This is a genomic window from Desulfovibrio desulfuricans DSM 642 (genome assembly GCF_000420465.1).
Lineage (GTDB): Bacteria > Desulfobacterota > Desulfovibrionia > Desulfovibrionales > Desulfovibrionaceae > Desulfovibrio > Desulfovibrio desulfuricans.
The window spans coordinates 363,480-378,826 of record NZ_ATUZ01000014.1 but is presented as its reverse complement, the minus strand read 5'-3'; the positions used below and the strand labels follow the sequence as shown (position 1 = coordinate 378,826).

Annotated in this window: 13 protein-coding genes, 1 tRNA gene and 1 riboswitch; of the genes, 8 read left to right on the top strand and 6 right to left on the bottom strand. The window is 58.7% G+C overall.

From position 1 onward, the window contains the following. Window positions 1-236 precede the first annotated feature (236 nt). Both G449_RS0109860 and G449_RS0109855 read right to left on the bottom strand, forming a co-directional pair. Window positions 237-312: transfer RNA gene (locus G449_RS0109860), tRNA-Ala, on the bottom strand. Between the two features lie 103 nt (window positions 313-415). Beyond that, window positions 416-1,606 carry a pyridoxal phosphate-dependent aminotransferase gene (locus tag G449_RS0109855; protein WP_022659146.1) on the bottom strand — a complete coding sequence of 397 codons (1,191 nt, stop codon included), beginning with the start codon at window positions 1,604-1,606 and terminating at the stop codon, window positions 416-418. An 89-nt stretch (window positions 1,607-1,695) separates the two neighbouring features. Between G449_RS0109855 and sfsA the strand changes: the two genes are divergently transcribed. After that, window positions 1,696-2,574 (top strand): DNA/RNA nuclease SfsA, encoded by an 879-nt coding sequence (gene sfsA / locus G449_RS0109850; RefSeq protein WP_022659145.1) that lies wholly within the window; start codon window positions 1,696-1,698, stop codon window positions 2,572-2,574. 682 nt (window positions 2,575-3,256) lie between these two features. On the opposite strand, the gene G449_RS0109835 is transcribed toward sfsA, so the two are convergent. Then, window positions 3,257-3,766: a methylated-DNA--[protein]-cysteine S-methyltransferase gene (locus G449_RS0109835; protein WP_022659143.1), complete on the bottom strand. Its 510-nt coding sequence runs from the start codon at window positions 3,764-3,766 to the stop codon at window positions 3,257-3,259. Beyond that, window positions 3,763-4,953 carry an MFS transporter gene (locus tag G449_RS16740; RefSeq protein ID WP_022659142.1) on the bottom strand — a complete coding sequence of 397 codons (1,191 nt, stop codon included), beginning with the start codon at window positions 4,951-4,953 and terminating at the stop codon, window positions 3,763-3,765. Before G449_RS16740 ends, G449_RS0109835 begins: the two co-directional genes overlap by 4 nt. Window positions 4,954-5,077: 124 nt before the next feature. Between G449_RS16740 and G449_RS16735 the strand changes: the two genes are divergently transcribed. The 5 genes from G449_RS16735 (at window position 5,078) to G449_RS0109795 (ending at window position 9,321) form a co-directional block, all read left to right on the top strand. Beyond that, window positions 5,078-5,644, top strand: coding sequence for a GNAT family N-acetyltransferase (locus G449_RS16735; protein WP_022659141.1), 567 nt, complete (start codon window positions 5,078-5,080; stop codon window positions 5,642-5,644). 24 nt (window positions 5,645-5,668) lie between these two features. Then, window positions 5,669-6,718, top strand: coding sequence for an asparaginase (locus G449_RS16730; protein ID WP_022659140.1), 1,050 nt, complete (start codon window positions 5,669-5,671; stop codon window positions 6,716-6,718). Window positions 6,719-6,819: 101 nt separating this feature from the next. Then, window positions 6,820-8,100, top strand: a complete 1,281-nt coding sequence (locus G449_RS0109805) for a phenylacetate--CoA ligase family protein (protein WP_022659139.1) — start codon at window positions 6,820-6,822, stop codon at window positions 8,098-8,100. 2 nt (window positions 8,101-8,102) lie between these two features. After that, the gene (locus G449_RS0109800; protein ID WP_022659138.1) at window positions 8,103-8,528 is read left to right on the top strand and encodes a hypothetical protein; all 426 of its coding nucleotides are present in this window, start codon (window positions 8,103-8,105) and stop codon (window positions 8,526-8,528) included. A gap of 217 nt (window positions 8,529-8,745) precedes the next feature. Next, on the top strand, window positions 8,746-9,321 hold the full coding sequence (locus G449_RS0109795; RefSeq protein ID WP_022659137.1) for a hypothetical protein: 576 nt from the start codon (window positions 8,746-8,748) through the stop codon (window positions 9,319-9,321). A gap of 178 nt (window positions 9,322-9,499) precedes the next feature. Here G449_RS0109795 and G449_RS0109790 read toward each other — a convergent pair whose 3' ends face one another. Further along, on the bottom strand, window positions 9,500-10,438 hold the full coding sequence (locus G449_RS0109790) for a sirohydrochlorin cobaltochelatase (protein ID WP_022659136.1): 939 nt from the start codon (window positions 10,436-10,438) through the stop codon (window positions 9,500-9,502). Window positions 10,439-10,470: 32 nt separating this feature from the next. Then, window positions 10,471-10,695: riboswitch (cobalamin riboswitch) on the bottom strand. 207 nt (window positions 10,696-10,902) lie between these two features. Here G449_RS0109790 and G449_RS0109785 point away from each other — a divergent pair. After that, a complete protein-coding gene (locus G449_RS0109785; protein ID WP_022659135.1) occupies window positions 10,903-12,615 on the top strand; it encodes a 30S ribosomal protein S1 in 1,713 nt (570 codons plus the stop codon). A gap of 256 nt (window positions 12,616-12,871) precedes the next feature. On the opposite strand, the gene G449_RS0109780 is transcribed toward G449_RS0109785, so the two are convergent. Continuing rightward, the gene (locus tag G449_RS0109780; RefSeq protein ID WP_022659134.1) at window positions 12,872-13,708 is read right to left on the bottom strand and encodes a DMT family transporter; all 837 of its coding nucleotides are present in this window, start codon (window positions 13,706-13,708) and stop codon (window positions 12,872-12,874) included. A gap of 391 nt (window positions 13,709-14,099) precedes the next feature. Between G449_RS0109780 and G449_RS16725 the strand changes: the two genes are divergently transcribed. Beyond that, window positions 14,100-15,344: a GGDEF domain-containing response regulator gene (locus G449_RS16725; RefSeq protein WP_022659133.1), complete on the top strand. Its 1,245-nt coding sequence runs from the start codon at window positions 14,100-14,102 to the stop codon at window positions 15,342-15,344. Window positions 15,345-15,347: the final 3 nt, after the last annotated feature.

Sequence of the window (15,347 nt, the reverse complement as noted above, 5' to 3'; positions counted from 1 at the left end):
CTAAAATTTCCAGGTGCTGGTAATTTGGAGTGGAAAGATGACGCGACTAAAAAAATATGTAGCAGTGGCCTCGATAGTAAAAGTGTTTTTGCACAACTTACAGAACGAAAAATAGAAGAACTGTGCCCCAAGCACAAGTAAGAAAAAAATCAAAATATAGGGCTAATCGCGCGAAAGCAGTTAACGTAAAAAACCCCCGACCATTTTTCAATGATCGGGGGTTTTAATTACCTATCTGGTGGAGCTGAAGAGAATTGAACTCTTGACCTCTTGAATGCCATTCAAGCGCTCTCCCAACTGAGCTACAGCCCCACGGCGAAAAGCAGAATGACCAAAACCAGCCTAACTGTCAATACAATTTTGCATTTTTTTTACAGCGGCGGTTTTGGCGGCAATTCTGCCGCGGTTTTCAGCGCTATTTCGGCTCCGCAGCCAGATCGGCGAGTACCGCGCCAATGCTTTCCAGCGCGCCCTTGAGCACGTCGTCCCCCACAGCGTAAGAGAAGCGGATGCACTTGTCGTCGCCAAAGGCCGCGCCCGGCACCACGGCCACGTGGGCTTTGTCGAGCAGCAGGGTGCAAAGGTCGGTGGAGTTGTTCACGCTGCCGCCATAGCACTTGGAAACGTCCAAAAAGAGATAGAACGCGCCATCGGGCTTGGGGCAGATGGCAAAGGGCCAGCCCTCAATGATCTTCATGGCAAAATCGCGCCGCCGCACAAAGGCCTCGCGCATTTTGTCCACACACTCCATGCTGCCGGTCAGGGCGGCAAGGCCCGCCTTCTGCGCGATGGAGCAGATATTCGAGGTGCTGTGGCCCTGCATGGCCGATATCTTTTTGATCAGGGTCGGGTGCGCAGCCAAAAAGCCCACGCGCCAGCCTGTCATGGCATAGCTCTTCGAGAGGCCGTTGAGCACGGCCACCTGCTCGGGATACTTGACAAACCAGCTGATGGCGCTGGTCATTTTGGCAGGGGCGAACACAAGCTGGTCGTAAATTTCATCAGAAAGCACAAACAGCCCGCGCGCAATGGCCCAATCCATGATGGCCGTAAATTCGGCCTCGGTGTAGACCGCGCCAGTGGGGTTGCTGGGCGAGTTCAGAATGAGCAGCTTGGTTTTATCCGTGGTGTGCGCCTCAAGCATGGCGGGCGTCACCTTGAAGCCCTGTTCCGGCCCGGCCAGCACAGGCACGGGGGTTGCTCCGGTCAGCATGACCATATCGGGGTAGCTGAGCCAGTACGGGGCAGGCACAAGCACCTCATCGCCGGGGTTGAGCGTGGTCTGCATGAAATTATAGAGGCAGTGCTTGCCGCCCGCGCCGATAACAATGGATTCCATTGCAACCGGAACGCCGTAGTTTCTTTCAAAATACGCGCCCGCTGCCTTGCGGAGTTCGGGAATGCCCGGCACGGCGGTGTAGCGGCAAAAATTGTCGTCAATAGCCGCTTTGGCAGCCTCGCAAACGTGTTTGGGCGTGGGAAAGTCCGGCTCGCCCACGGCAAGGCTGATTACGGAAATGCCCTGGGCCTTAAGCTCGAGGGCGCGGCTGTTGACACTTAGTGTCAGAGAAGGTTTGATACTGCTCAGACGGTCTGAAATCTGCATAAGGGGGCTCCTTGGCGTATGCAACGCACCCGCAATCGGCAGGCGTACTCACAACTGGCTGTTTCTAGCAGCTTCATATCGGGGTGTAAATGAGCTCTGAACCCAAAAATGCAGCACATACAGCCGCTGCGGATATCTCCCGGCCCTCATGCGGAGGCCTGCCCGACCCCGCCAGCACTGCCCCGCTGCTGCCCTTGCCGCCCCACTACATTGTGGCCGCCTTTGTGGCGCGCCGCAAACGCTTCAGCGTGCTGCTGCAGCATCAGGGCGCAGACCTGTGGGTGCACAGCAACAATTCGGGCAGCATGCTGGGCCTGTGCCTGCCCGGCGCGCCGGTGCTGGCATCCCCGGCGAGCAACCCTGACCGCAAACTCAAATATACGCAGGAATGCGTGTGGCTGGCGCGCAGGGCCGTGCCTGAACTGGTTGAGAACACGCACGGATCTGGCGCATACGAACCTGGCGCTCACTCCCCTGCCAGCGGCTTCTGGGTGGGCGTGAACACAAGCACCCCCAACCGCATGCTTGAGGCGGCTTTTCACGCGCGCCGCCTGCCCTTTGCGCAGGGCTACACCACCATTGTGCGCGAGGCCAAACGCGGACAAAGCAGGCTGGACGGTCTGCTCACGGCCCCCGGTCTGCCGCCCCTGTGGGTGGAGTGCAAAAACGTCACAATGGTGGAAGACAACGCCGCTTGCTTTCCCGATGCAGCCAGCGAACGCGGACAAAAGCATCTGCGCGAACTTATGGACATTGTGGCCTGCGGCGAACGCGCAGCCATGTTCTATCTGGTGCAGCGCCCGGACGGAGAATGCTTTGCTCCGGCGGATTTCATTGATCCAGCCTATGCCACCCTGTTTTACGAAGCGCTTTCCGCAGGGGTGGAGATGTATCCCTTCCGCGCACTGGTCAGCCCTGCGGGTATAGACCTTGGCCCCATGCTGCCCGTACGCCCGCAGCGTCTGTAATGTTCGCAGTGCCCGTAATTTACGAAGCTTGGCAGATTCCATGCCCTTGGCGCAAGGTTTTGGTGGTTAGGAACAGTTTATTCAAATAATTATTTCAATAATAACAGGATAATAAATCAATTACGCACAATTTGAGCGCCCGCATTTAGGGCATGGATTTTTGGCAGCGGCAGGATGAAGGCTCCCCTTCATTCTGCCGCTGCCTTTTTTATGCGCCGTGCGATAATGGGCGTGCCCCGCAAGCAGGAGCTGGAGTTCCTGCCCAACGTTGCAGGGCTGTCCATCCTTGAAATGTTCAAAACAAACATAAAAATTACATTCTGTTATTATAGTTTTGAACAATGTCTACGCCAATTTTTTGTTCTTGCGCACAATGCCGACATTCTGCCCGATAGCGGAACCGGGGTTCACCCATGCGCCCGCAGGGCCAGATTATGCACAAACCAGCATGCAAATTAACATTATGTTTTCAATGCATTACATCATTTGCGAACATTATCGCCAGCCCAGAACGCACACATAGCAACACAAGAAACGCGGTCATATGCGGAGAAACGCAAGTGGGAAGATGCAGCGCCCGGCGCAGGTTTGCCCTCCGGGCAGGAAGGGCTATGCGCGCAAAAAAAGCCGCCCCGAAGGACGGCCCAAAACCGGCACACGTGCCGCCTGAAAAAGCCTGCGACTACAGGTAACCCTCCAGATGCAACAGGGCTTCCTTGATCGGCAATCCGCCGCCGTAGCCAACCATTTTGCCGTCCGCGCCGATAACGCGGTGGCAGGGAATGAATATGGCAATGGGGTTGCGATTGTTGGCAAGGCCCACCGCCCGGTATCCCTTGGGACAATTGGCGGCTTCGGCTACCTGCCTGTAGCTGCGGGTCTGCCCGTAGGGTATCGTTTGCAGGGTACGCCACACGCCGCGCTGAAAGTCCGTGCCCTCCGGGGCAAGGGGCAAATCAAAATCGCGGCGCTTCCCGGTCAGATATTCGCCCAGTTGCTTGAAGGCTTCGTTCAGCAAGGACGTTTCCTGTTCCGTAGTATCTTTCAATGGTTCAAAGGGTGCCGTGGAGCCAAGGTCGAGCCGAATTACGCTCCCCCCGCGCTCCACGATACGCACGGTGCCGATCAGCGGCACTTCGCGCGTCAGCGCATGCGCTGCATGGGGAGGTTCCGTTTTTTGTCTGTTGTTCATGCCTTCTTTTCCTTCTTCACGGATACGGGTTTGAGGGAATAGGCAAAAATCGCGCCCACAATGGAAAGCGCCGCCAGCGACTGAAAGGTGGCTGGCATGCCGTAGTTGTCTGCAATCCAGCCGAGCAGCGGGGCCACCACGCCGCCAAGGCTGGTTGCCAGTCCAAGGGTAATGCCCGAGGCAAAACCGATGTTCTTGGCAAGATACTGTTGGCCCAGCACCACCTGCGCGCTGAATGGCGCGTACAGCACAAAACCCAGCAGGGGCAGCAAAGCCCAGGCCGCGTACAGGTTGTTGCTCAGGCTGAATGCCGCCACCACAGGCGGCAACAGGGCGAACACCGCGCGGATGACGGCGCGGTAGCCAAATCGGTCAGAAAGCATCCCGCCGAAAACATTGCTGATAACACCGCATACGCTGAAAAAGGTCAGGGCCACCGCGCCCGTTGCCGTGGACTGCCCGAAGGCGCTGACCCAGTAGAGCGGAATAAAGGTGTTAAAGCCCACAAAGGTGATGGAACGGGTAACGATGGAGACCGTCAGCTTTGAAAATTCGCGCCAGTTGTTCTCGCCGGGGGTTTCCCCCTCCGCCGCAAAAGCTGGCCCGGCCTTGCCGCCTGCCGCTGTGCCCACCTTCTTGGTAGCGCCCATGCGGGCGATGGACCACACCAGAATGCTCGCGGTTATCACAGCCAGCACGGCAAAAACTGTCGTCCCTGTCAGGCCAAAAGCCCCAAGGCAGGCCGTGGCCAGCAGCGGCCCCAGCACAAAGCCCCCATTGCCGCCAATGGAAAACAGGCTCATGCCCGTGCCCTTGTTCTGCCCAGAAACCGCATTGGCAAAACGCGCCCCTTCCGGGTGAAACAGGGCCGCGCCAATGCCGCTCAGGCCGATAGCCGCAAATATCCCCCAGTAGCCGGACATCCAGCCAATGGCCGCGAGGCCGCAGCCCGCCAGCAGCACGCCCACTGGGATAAACCAGGGTTTGGAAAACCTGTCTGAAAGCAGGCCGAACAGCGGCTGGATCATGGACGACAGGCAGGAGTAGGCAAACATCAGCCCGCCCGTGGCCTGATAACTCAAATCAAAGGCCGACCGCAAAAAAGGCAGTATGGCGGGCAAGGCACCGCCATTAATATCGCACGACAAATGCCCTAACGACACGAGGAGTATTTTCTTTTTGTCCATTGCGGCACGCTACACCAATGTTGTTCCAAATCCAAGCAACGCGCGCGGCTTCACAAGCGCGGGGACTGTACTGCGTTCCCGGCTGTTGACGCGCTGCACTTGCTCGCTTAAGCAGAGGGAGGCCATGAAAACAACAACTTTTCCCGCCCCCGCAGGGCATGCCGCACCACGCCCGGCTGTAACAACAGTCAGGGCGGCATCTACCAAGGATTATTCGACCTGCGCCGACATCTGGCTGGCGGCCTCTCTGGCAGGACATGACTTTGTGCCTGCCGCGTTCTGGCGCGGGCAGCGGGCAGTTATGGCGGAGCACTACCTGCCTTCATCGCAGGTCTTATTGCTGACCGCCGATGGGGAGCCCGCCGCATTTGCCGCAACCCTGCCGGACGGCAACTGCACGTATCTGGCGGGATTGTTCGTGCTGCCCCGCTGGTGGGGCAAGGGTCTTGGGCGGCAACTTCTGGAACTGGTGCAGGAACAGGTGATGGCTGAACTCCCCGATCAAAAGAACGCCAGCCTCCGCTGCACCGTATACGATAAAAACAGCCGCGCCCTGGCATTCTATGCCCGCATGGGTTTTATCCCCGCCGGGCGCAGCATCTGCCCGCATACCAACGAACCGCAGATAGATATGCTCTGGACTGCGGCGCACACTGTTCACGACAAAGCGGCTGCAACCTGCCGTCCATAGGCAAAGCGCGCCGCAGGAGCCACCATGAGCAATCATCCTTTGTCATCTGCCAGTTCCAGCGCAACCTCCCTGCCCAAGGTGGCCCTTATTGCCACGGGCGGCACCATTGCGGGCGTTGCCCCCACGCCGCTTGAGCAGATCAGCTATCAGGCGGGGGTGCTCACCGTTGACAGCATGCTCGAAACCCTGCCCGGCATTGAGGGCGTGGCCCGCATCACCAGTGTGCAGTGCGGCAACCTGCCCAGCGAGAACATCACCCCCGAGCATTGGGCCATGCTGGGCGAGCAGTGCGCCAAGGCGCTGGACGACCCCGAAATCTGCGGCGTGGTGCTGACCCACGGTACAGACACGCTGGAAGAATCGGCCTTCTATCTGCACCTCACCCTTGCCAGCCCCAAGCCCGTGGTGCTGACCGGCTCCATGCGCCCCGCCACCTCGCTGAGCGCAGACGGTCCCATCAACATACGCGATGCCGTGGCTGTGGCGGCCTGCCCGCAGGCGCAGGCGCGCGGCGCGCTGCTGGTCATGAACAGCCGGGTGCTCTCGGCCCGCACGGCTGTAAAGGTCGCCACGCTTGATGTGGAAGCCTTCCGCGCGCTGGAATCGGGCTGCCTTGGCCGGGTTATCAACGGCGAACCCCAGTTTTACTACGGCGGGGAGGAAGATCCCGCTCTGGCCGGAACCTTTGCCGAACTTGCAGGCCGCAAAAATCTGCCGCGCGTGGATGTGATCTACGGTTGCGCGGGCATGCCCGTTGATCTTGTGCGCTATTCCGTGGAGCGCAGCGCGGGTATAGTGCTGGCTGGCATGGGCAACGGCTCCATGCCCGATGCCGTGCGCCACGAGCTGCGGCAGGCCATTGCCGGGGGCATCCCTGTTATCCGGTGCAGCCGCACCGGTTCCGGCCCGGTGACGCCTCTTGATGAATACGAGGGCTTTGTGCCCGGCGGCATGCTTTCGCCCGCCAAGGCCCGCGTGTTGCTCATGCTGGCGCTGGAGCAGCAGAAGAATGCCGAACCGGCGCAGCGCATGCTTTCGGTGCGCGAAGTGTTCGCCCTTGGGGCCAAACTGTAGGCAGCAGCGCCCTTTGGGCTTGCCTGCGGCGCAAAAAAACCGCAGTGTGTGGTTTATTTTCTTTTTCAAGCCCATGACCCCAATGGAATCAGGAGAGCTTCATGTCGTATCGCTTTATTCCCCAGCTCACCGATGAGGATATCCGCCAGAAACAGCTTGAAGGTCTGCGCTACACCGTACGTCAGGCCTGGAATTCGCCCCAGTACAGGGCAAAGCTGGAAGCCTGCGGCCTGAAGCCGGACGACATCACAAGCCTGGACGACCTGCAACGCCTGCCCACCTGCGACGTGGAAGACCTGCGCGAGGGTTACCCCCTGCCGCTCCTGTGCGTACCGCCGCGTGACGTGGCGCGCATCCATGCCTCCAGCGGCACCACTGGCAAACGCAAAATTCTGGCCTACACCCAACGCGATATTGATACGTTCAGCCTTCAGATTGCCCGCTGCTTTGAACTGGCGGGCTTTACCCCCGAAGACCGCATGCAGCTCGCCGTGGGCTACGGCCTGTGGACGGCTGGCGCGGGCTTTCAGGTGGGCAGCGAACGGCTTGGCATGCTTACCGTGCCTGTGGGGCCGGGCAATCTTGAAATGCACTTGCAGCTTTTGCAGGATCTGGGGGCCACCGGCTTTACGGCCACCGCATCCATGGCCCTGCTGCTGGCAGAAGAAGTGGAGCGCGCCGATCTGCGCGGCAAGATCAAGCTCAAGCGCATGGTTTGCGGTTCAGAAACCCGCAGTGAAAAGATGCGCCTCGCCATTGAAAGCAAGCTCGGCCTTGAGGGCTGTTACGACATTGGCGGCATGACCGAAATGTACGGCCCCGGCACCGCCATCGACTGCGACGCCCACGAAGGCCTGCACTACTGGGCCGACCTCTTCATCATTGAAGTGCTCGACCCCGCCACCATGCAGCCCGTTGCCGAGGGCGAAGTGGGCGAAATGGTCGTGACCAGCCTGTGCAAGGAGGCCGTGCCCCTGCTGCGCTACCGCACTCACGATCTTTCGCGCCTGCTGCCGGGCCAATGCTCCTGCGGCCTTGCCATGCCGCGCCATGACCGCATCCTCGGGCGCTCGGACGACATGATCATTTACCGTGGCGTAAACATCTACCCCGGTCAGCTCATGGAAGTTATCGGCCAGTTTGCGGAACTTGGCGGCGAATATCAGGTGGAACTCACCCGCGACGAGCGCTCACTCGACCATCTGGCCCTCACCGTGGAACGCGGGCAGGGGCAGACCGCAGGCAACGATGCCGCCCTGGCCCACGAGCTTGAAACCCGCCTGCACAAGGCCATCATGGCCCGTGTTTCCGTGAGCGTGGCGGACTACGCCAGCCTGCCGCGTACCTTCAGCAAATCCAAGCGCGTGGTGGACAAGCGCTAGGCGTGGCAAAAAATATTGATTGCACTGGCGCAGGGTTTTTGCCCTGCGCCTTTATCATGGGCTTTGCCGCCGCAAGCCTGCTGGCCCTGTGCCTGTTGCCCCCTGCTGCCTCCGCGAGAGAAATCGCAGAAGTAGACAGCCCAGCATGGTGCGCCCGGTACAGCTCGCCAGCAAGAACTCAGGGAAAGGAACAGGATCAAGCACAGGCGCAAGCTGAATGCCTGCGGCTTGAAGCTGCCTGCCGCTCCGTCCTGCCGGATTTGGCCCCCGCCGCCAGTTGCCCGGACAGACAGCTTGACCGCTGCGTGGCGCAACAGCGTGATGGTGGATCATGGTGCGCCATCCTGTGCTGCTTTGACCCGGATGCACCAGCCTGCCGTACTGCTGCGGCCAGCATACCCGCCTTTCTCGCCATGCCCAAACGCTAGGCCAGAAAATCAGATTAAAGTTGCCGCCCAGAGGGGGTGGGACAAAGCGCCTGCCCTTCGCCCGACGGCCGACGCTTGCATTGCCGCGTATGCGCTCCAGCCCCGACAAATTATCACAACTCCCTTTGCCGCATAGACCTTTGCCCATTTTTGGCATAGGATTTTATGCGAGCGCGTCCTTGTTCTACGCGCCAGAACCGCCGACACTGGAGCGCGTATGCCCCTTGCCGCCTTACCCGCATCCATTTTCTCGCTTGCAGGCTATCTTATGCTTGCAGGGGGATCGTTTGCGCTGGTGAGGCCAGGTCTGGGCCTGCTTATTGTGCCAGTGCCGCTTCTGTCTATTCCCCTGCATTTTCTTGCGCGCCGTATCGGCGATTTTGCTGGCGTGGCGCATTCCCGCTGGCAAATGCGCACCTTCGGTCTTTTTCTGCTGCTGTTTCTCGGCCTTGTGGGCATTTTTTTCATTCTTGGCGCAATTTGCACTGACGGCCCGGCTCTGGACAGGCTGGAACTCATCGGTAATGCCTACAATGCGGGCAAGGTGGATCTGTACGCTTCGCTGGTGGGGCTGTGGGAAGTCAAGGAATTGCAGGTTTTTACCCTGAGCGCCTCAGTGTGGGCGGGGCTTGCGCTGCTGTGGCCGCTCAAACGGGCATTCCAGGGCATGCTGGCGCTGGCTGCGGGCATTGCGCCCAAGGCATTGCCCCTCTGGGGCTGCTGGCTGGCCTTTGCGGCCGCCATTGCGGCGCAGGGCGGCATGCTGGCATGGCTGGTAACCAGACAGGCTTAAGGCACAAACAGACTCAAGCGCACTGAACCCCACGAAAATTCCCGAGAATCCAGCGATGGAAGCAGCACCTCCCGCACTCCCCATTTTCCCGCCCAAAAACGCAGAAGCCGCACAAACCAGGCGCGCTGTCCCGGCTTATGCGGCTCCCGCAACAAATATGCGGTGCAGGAAGCGCCCGCTACTGCTTCTTGGGTTCCTTGGTCAGGTCATCAGCGGCTTCACGCGCATGGCGCACCAGAATGGCGCGTGCACCGGCAATCTGGCCCAAACCCTTGAGGTTTGTCTCCACCTTGAAACCTGCGGCCTTGAGCTTTGAGGCCCAGGAATCGTCTTCATCCCCGGCCAGATCGTTGTGCGCATGGTCGCCAGCCACCAGCATGAGGGGCTCGATAACCACTTTCTTGACCTTGGCGGCCTTGAGTTCCACCAGCAGGTCGTCCACGCTGCGCGCGCCCTCGACTGTCGCCATAAACACGCGCTTGTCCGCATCGTGGAACACGGCGCGTGTGCCTTCAAACGTCAGATCCGCGCGGCCATGACTCTGGCCGTGGCCCATGAGCACCAGGGCTGCATCCTTGCCGCGCAGGGACTTGACGTCTTCCCTGATGGCCTGAATGAGCTCCTGCGCGTCTTTTTTCGATTCCAGCATGGGGCGGCCAAGAAACACGGAGTCAAAGCGGCCCGGATTTTTTTGCAGATCGATAAGCACAGCCCGTTCAAGCGCGCTGAACTCCTCGCCCGCCATGACGTGCAGCGACTGTACGCGCACGACCTTGACGCCGTCCTTGGCAAGCTGGGCGAGGCCATCGCTAATGCCGCCCACGGGATGCCCCTCGGCGGCTATTTTTTTGCGGATAATCTGCGAGGTATAGGCCCACACCACAGGCTGACCGGGAAAAGCGGCCTTGAACTCCGCATCCACGGCCTTCATGGAAGCCAGGGCTTCGGGAACACTGGTGCCAAAGGCCACCAGCAGCACGCCCGACTTGGGGCTTTCTGCGCCGGATTCCGCGGCAGGGGCAAGCGCAGGCGCGCCCATGACGGCGCACAGCAAAAGGATGGGCAAAAGGGTACGGGTGAAAAAATGCAGAATGGAATGCGACGTAGTACGCAGCATGGCAACCTCCTCAATGGCGCGTTGACGGGTTGAAGTTGGATGAAATGCCGGAGGATATTCGGACTTGAGGGCATGGGGGCCTTGCGCCCCTTGCCTAGACTTCGCCTTCGCCGCTAGCGCGACTGGCTGTAGCGCCCCGCCATGTGGCGGAACGATGAAGCTTCGTTCCCTCTTACCGCAGCGCGACTGTTTCCGATTTTAACGGAATTCCCCGCCGACCTTTTCAAAACAATTCATGCGGCAATAAAAGTCAAGTGGGCATACCCTGCAAGCCCCGCCAGACAGGCCCTTGCAGGGTATGCCCCGCGCGGGTTGCCGCGCCTGCGCCGTCCGGAGCGGCGTGGAATCCCGATTTTTCGGCGGCTAAAGCCGATTTGGCGCGTATTTTTTCTTGTTCTTTTACTGAAATCCTGATAATAAGGCACCTCCCTGTTATGGGGAAATTATGTTTGGAGGCTGGACATATGGCAGGTTTGGAAACCGGGCACGACAACGAAATCAATTTCGAAAGCGCCCTTGAAAACTACCTCAATCCCGATTTCGGCGATCTTGAGGAAGGCTCTATCACGAAGGGCGAAATCGTCCGCGTGGATGATGACAATGTGCTTGTTGACGTGAATTTTAAGTCCGAAGGGCAGATTCCCGCGGCAGAATTCCGCGACCCCGCCGGCAACATTTCCGTCAAAGTGGGCGATCGTGTTGACGTTTACGTTGTTCGCAAAAACGAAAACGACGGCACCATCACTCTTTCTTTCGAGAAAGCCAAGCGCATGCAGGTGTTCGACCAGCTCGAAGACGTGCAGGAAAACAACCGGGTCATCAAGGGCCACATTGTCCGCCGCATCAAGGGTGGCTACACCGTGGACATCGGCGGTGTGGAAGCGTTTTTGCCCGGTTCACATGTGGATCTGCGCCCCGTGCCGGATATGGATGCCCTGGTCAACCAGGAATTCGAATTCCGTGTGCTCAAGATCAACCGCCGCCGCAGCAACGTTATCGTTTCTCGCCGCGTGCTGCTTGAAGAGGAGCGCGATTCCAAACGCCAGGATCTGCTGCGCACCCTTGAAGAAAACCAGATCGTTACCGGTAAGGCCAAGAACATCACCGAATACGGCGTGTTTGTTGACCTCGGCGGCCTCGACGGCCTGCTGCACATCACCGACATGAGCTGGAAGCGCATTCGCCATCCCAAGGAAATGATCACCATCGGCCAGGAACTGACCCTGAAGGTGCTTTCCTTCGATCGCGACAACAACAAAGTTTCCCTCGGCCTCAAGCAGCTCGTGCCCGATCCGTGGCAGGACATCTCCGCCCGCTTCCCCGAAGGGGCCAAGTGCAGCGGCAAGGTCACCAACCTGGTTGACTACGGCGCATTTGTGGAACTGGAACCCGGCGTTGAAGGCCTGGTGCACATTTCCGAAATGTCCTGGACCCGCAAGCTGCGTCATCCTTCCCAGATGGTTCACACCGGCGACGAAGTCGAAGTGGTCATCCTGGGCGTGGACGGCGACAAGAAGCGCATCAGCCTCGGCATGAAGCAGGTTCGTCCCAATCCCTGGGAACTGGTTGCTGAAAAGTACCCCGAAGGCACCGTCCTTGAAGGCGTCATCAAGAACATCACCGAATTCGGCATGTTCATTGGCATCGAAGACGGCATCGACGGTCTTATCCACGTTTCCGACATTTCCTGGACCAAGAAAGTGCGTCATCCCAACGAACTGTACAAGGTGGGCGACACCGTGCAGGCCAAGGTGCTGACCGTGGATCAGGAAAACGAAAAGTTCACCCTCGGCGTGAAGCAGCTGGTGGACGATCCGTGGGGCCATGTGCCCAACACCTACCCCGTGGGCTGCACCATCAAGGGTATCGTGACCAACATCACCGACTTCGGCCTCTTTGTTGAAGTGGAAGAAGGCATTGAAGGTCTGGTGCACGTGTCCGAACTTTCCAGCAAGAAAGTGAAGACCCCCGCCGAGATCTACAAGGAAGGCCAGGAAATCCAGGCCAAGGTCATTCATGTCAGCGCTGAAGAGCGCCGTCTGGGCCTCTCCATCAAGCAGATCAAGGACGAAGAAGAACGCCGCAAGCCCAAGGAATTCCATTCCGGCCCGCAAGAAGCCGGTCAGAGCCTGGGCGACCTACTCAAGCAGAAGTTTGAAGAAAGCGAAAACAGCTAGTCTGGTTCTGCTTCAAAATACAAAAGGGCGTTCCCGCAAGGGAGCGCCCTTTCTTGTTGCCTGCCAGCAACAAACAGCGAGGGGGGTTATTAAGTCGGGGATGCACCCGTGATCTCTACCGGGGCTGGCACCTTGCCCCAGTGGCAGAACTATCGCCGCACTGGGGGGCATGCACCCAGGCTTCAACAATGGCAGGCATTCGCAATAGCCCGCCGCCATAATTACCGGGCCAGCCCGCCTGCCTGCAACCTTCTGATCAGGCCAGCTTGAGCAGTGCGGCACCACCGACAACCAGCAGCACAGAAAATCCACGCAAGGGCGTAAAACGCTCGTGCAGCAGCCACATGGCCAGCAGCATGCCAAAGATCACCGAGGTCTCGCGCAGGGCCGCCACCACTGCAATGGGCGCAAGTGTCATGGCCCACAGGGCGATACCGTATGACCCCATGCTCGCCAACCCGCCAAACGTACCCACAGCAAGCCGCTTACGGGCATAGCTCACGTAGCTCCAGCCATACCGCCACAGGATGTAAACATGCACGGGGACCGCGTTGATCAAAAAAATCCAGGTGGTGTAGGTGGCAGCGTTGCCGCTTTCACGCGCACCAAGGCCGTCCGCCAGCGTGTACCCCATAATGATGCATGATGTGCGCAACGAGATAAAAACTTCGCTCCAACCATATCCACGGCGCATATTATCCGTGGCAAGGCACAGAATCCCCGCGCACAGCGTAAGCACGCCGCACCACGCGCCCACAGACATGTTCACGCCAAAGGCCAGCAGTGCCAGCGAGGTGAGCAAGGGCGCGCAGCCGCGCATTACTGTGTAAGCAAAGGACATGTCTACCCGCTCATATGCGGCGGAAATGCAGATGTAATACCCAAGGTGGCACAGGCACGACATGCCAAGATAAGGCCACGAGGCCTTCGGAAGAGGCGGCAAAAAAGGCAGCAGGCACAACGCGCCCACGCAAGCGCCAAAGGCGTTCAAGCCTGTTTCAAACAGCTTGTTCTCACCGCTTTTGACAATAATATTCCAAAGCGCGTGCAGAAATGCGGCAAAGAGGATGGCGAGCAATATTGATGGCGACATGGGCATTGCTATACTTTTGCCCAGAGAATGCCAAGACAACGAGGCATGTCCCCCCAAGCAAAATGGGCAATACACCAATTGGAGCCACACACAAGGCGGCAATGCCGCCCACAATTGCCAGCAGGGCTCTTGCTCGCGTAGAGCCTGTTACCTGCTATCTTGGGCAAAACTGCGGCAGACAATGGTTCCCGCTGCTCTGGCCCGCTGTTTCGCCGACTGCGCCATACAGGGAAGGTTCTGCAAATATAACATGCAAGAGCCTTTATCCCTTTTGACTGCAAGAGCAAAAATCAATACGATTAGAATTCACAGCCGCCGCGCAGGTTCCGCACTCTTGCACGGCGCAATTTTTTTATCCTGCCCCAAACCAATCCCCCATGCGGAAGCAAACATGCAGAAAGTTCTCATCGTTGAAGACAGCCGGACAACAGCACGCTTTATGGCGCACAATCTCAAGGAACAATTGGGGCTTTCCTACGAATGCGCCGAGAACCGCCAGCAAGCCCTGAAACTGCTGGAGGACAATCCTTCGCAGTACTTTCTGGCCCTTTGCGACCTCAACCTGCCCGATGCCCCCAACGGCGAAATTGTCCCTGCCATCCTTGCCCGGAACATCCCTGTGGTGGTGGTCAGCGCCCATTTTGACGAAGACATCTATAAACGCCTCATGCTGCAGGGTGTTACCGATTACATCGTCAAGCGCACCCCCGATGATATGATGTACCTCATGCGCGTGGTGAGCCGCCTGCGCGCCAACAGCGGCGTTGAAGCCCTGATTGTGGACGATTCCAACCTCTGGTGCATGCAGGTATCCGAGCTGCTGAGGCGGCAACGCATCACGGCTTACACGGCAAGCAACGGCCTGGAAGCATTGCAGATTCTCAAGGAGCACCCCGCCATACGCGTTGTGCTGGCCGACCACTATATGCCCGGCATGGACGGCATCAAACTCACCGCCGCCATCCGCAAAACCCACACCATGGACGAGCTGTCCATTATTGTCATTTCTGTGGGCACGGACGCGGGTGCGCAATTTCTGCGGTCAGGTGCCAACGATTACGTATTCAAAACGTCCTCCTTTGAGGAGCTTTTGTGCCGTATTTCCATGAATCTTGACATACAGGATCTTATCCGCAAAAACCGCGCTCTTGCAGAACGCGACGCCCTCACCAACCTGCTGGTGCGCCGTCAGTTTTTCTCTGAGGCGCAAGAGGCAGTGGCCGAGGCAAGAAAAGACCGCCGCCCCCTGGCCGCCGCAATGATCGACGTTGACTATTTCAAGCAGGTCAATGACCGTTACGGGCACCTGGCGGGCGATATTGCCCTGCGGCAGCTTGGCGGCATGCTGCGTGACGAATTTCCCGCTCCCTACATCTGCGGGCGCTACGGCGGAGAAGAATTTTGCGTGGTCGCGCCGAGCATGGATAAAGACGACTTTGCCAGAAGGCTTGAAAATTTTCGCACTTCCGTTAGTTCAAAACCAGTGCAGATCGGCGCGCTCAGCATAGCCATTTCTGTTTCCATCGGCATGGCCGAGCAAAAGGCCAGCGACCTCGAATCGCTCATCAACGCGGCCGATGCCCAGCTTTACACAGCCAAACGGGAAGGGCGCGACCGCTTTATCTGGCAAGCATAAGCC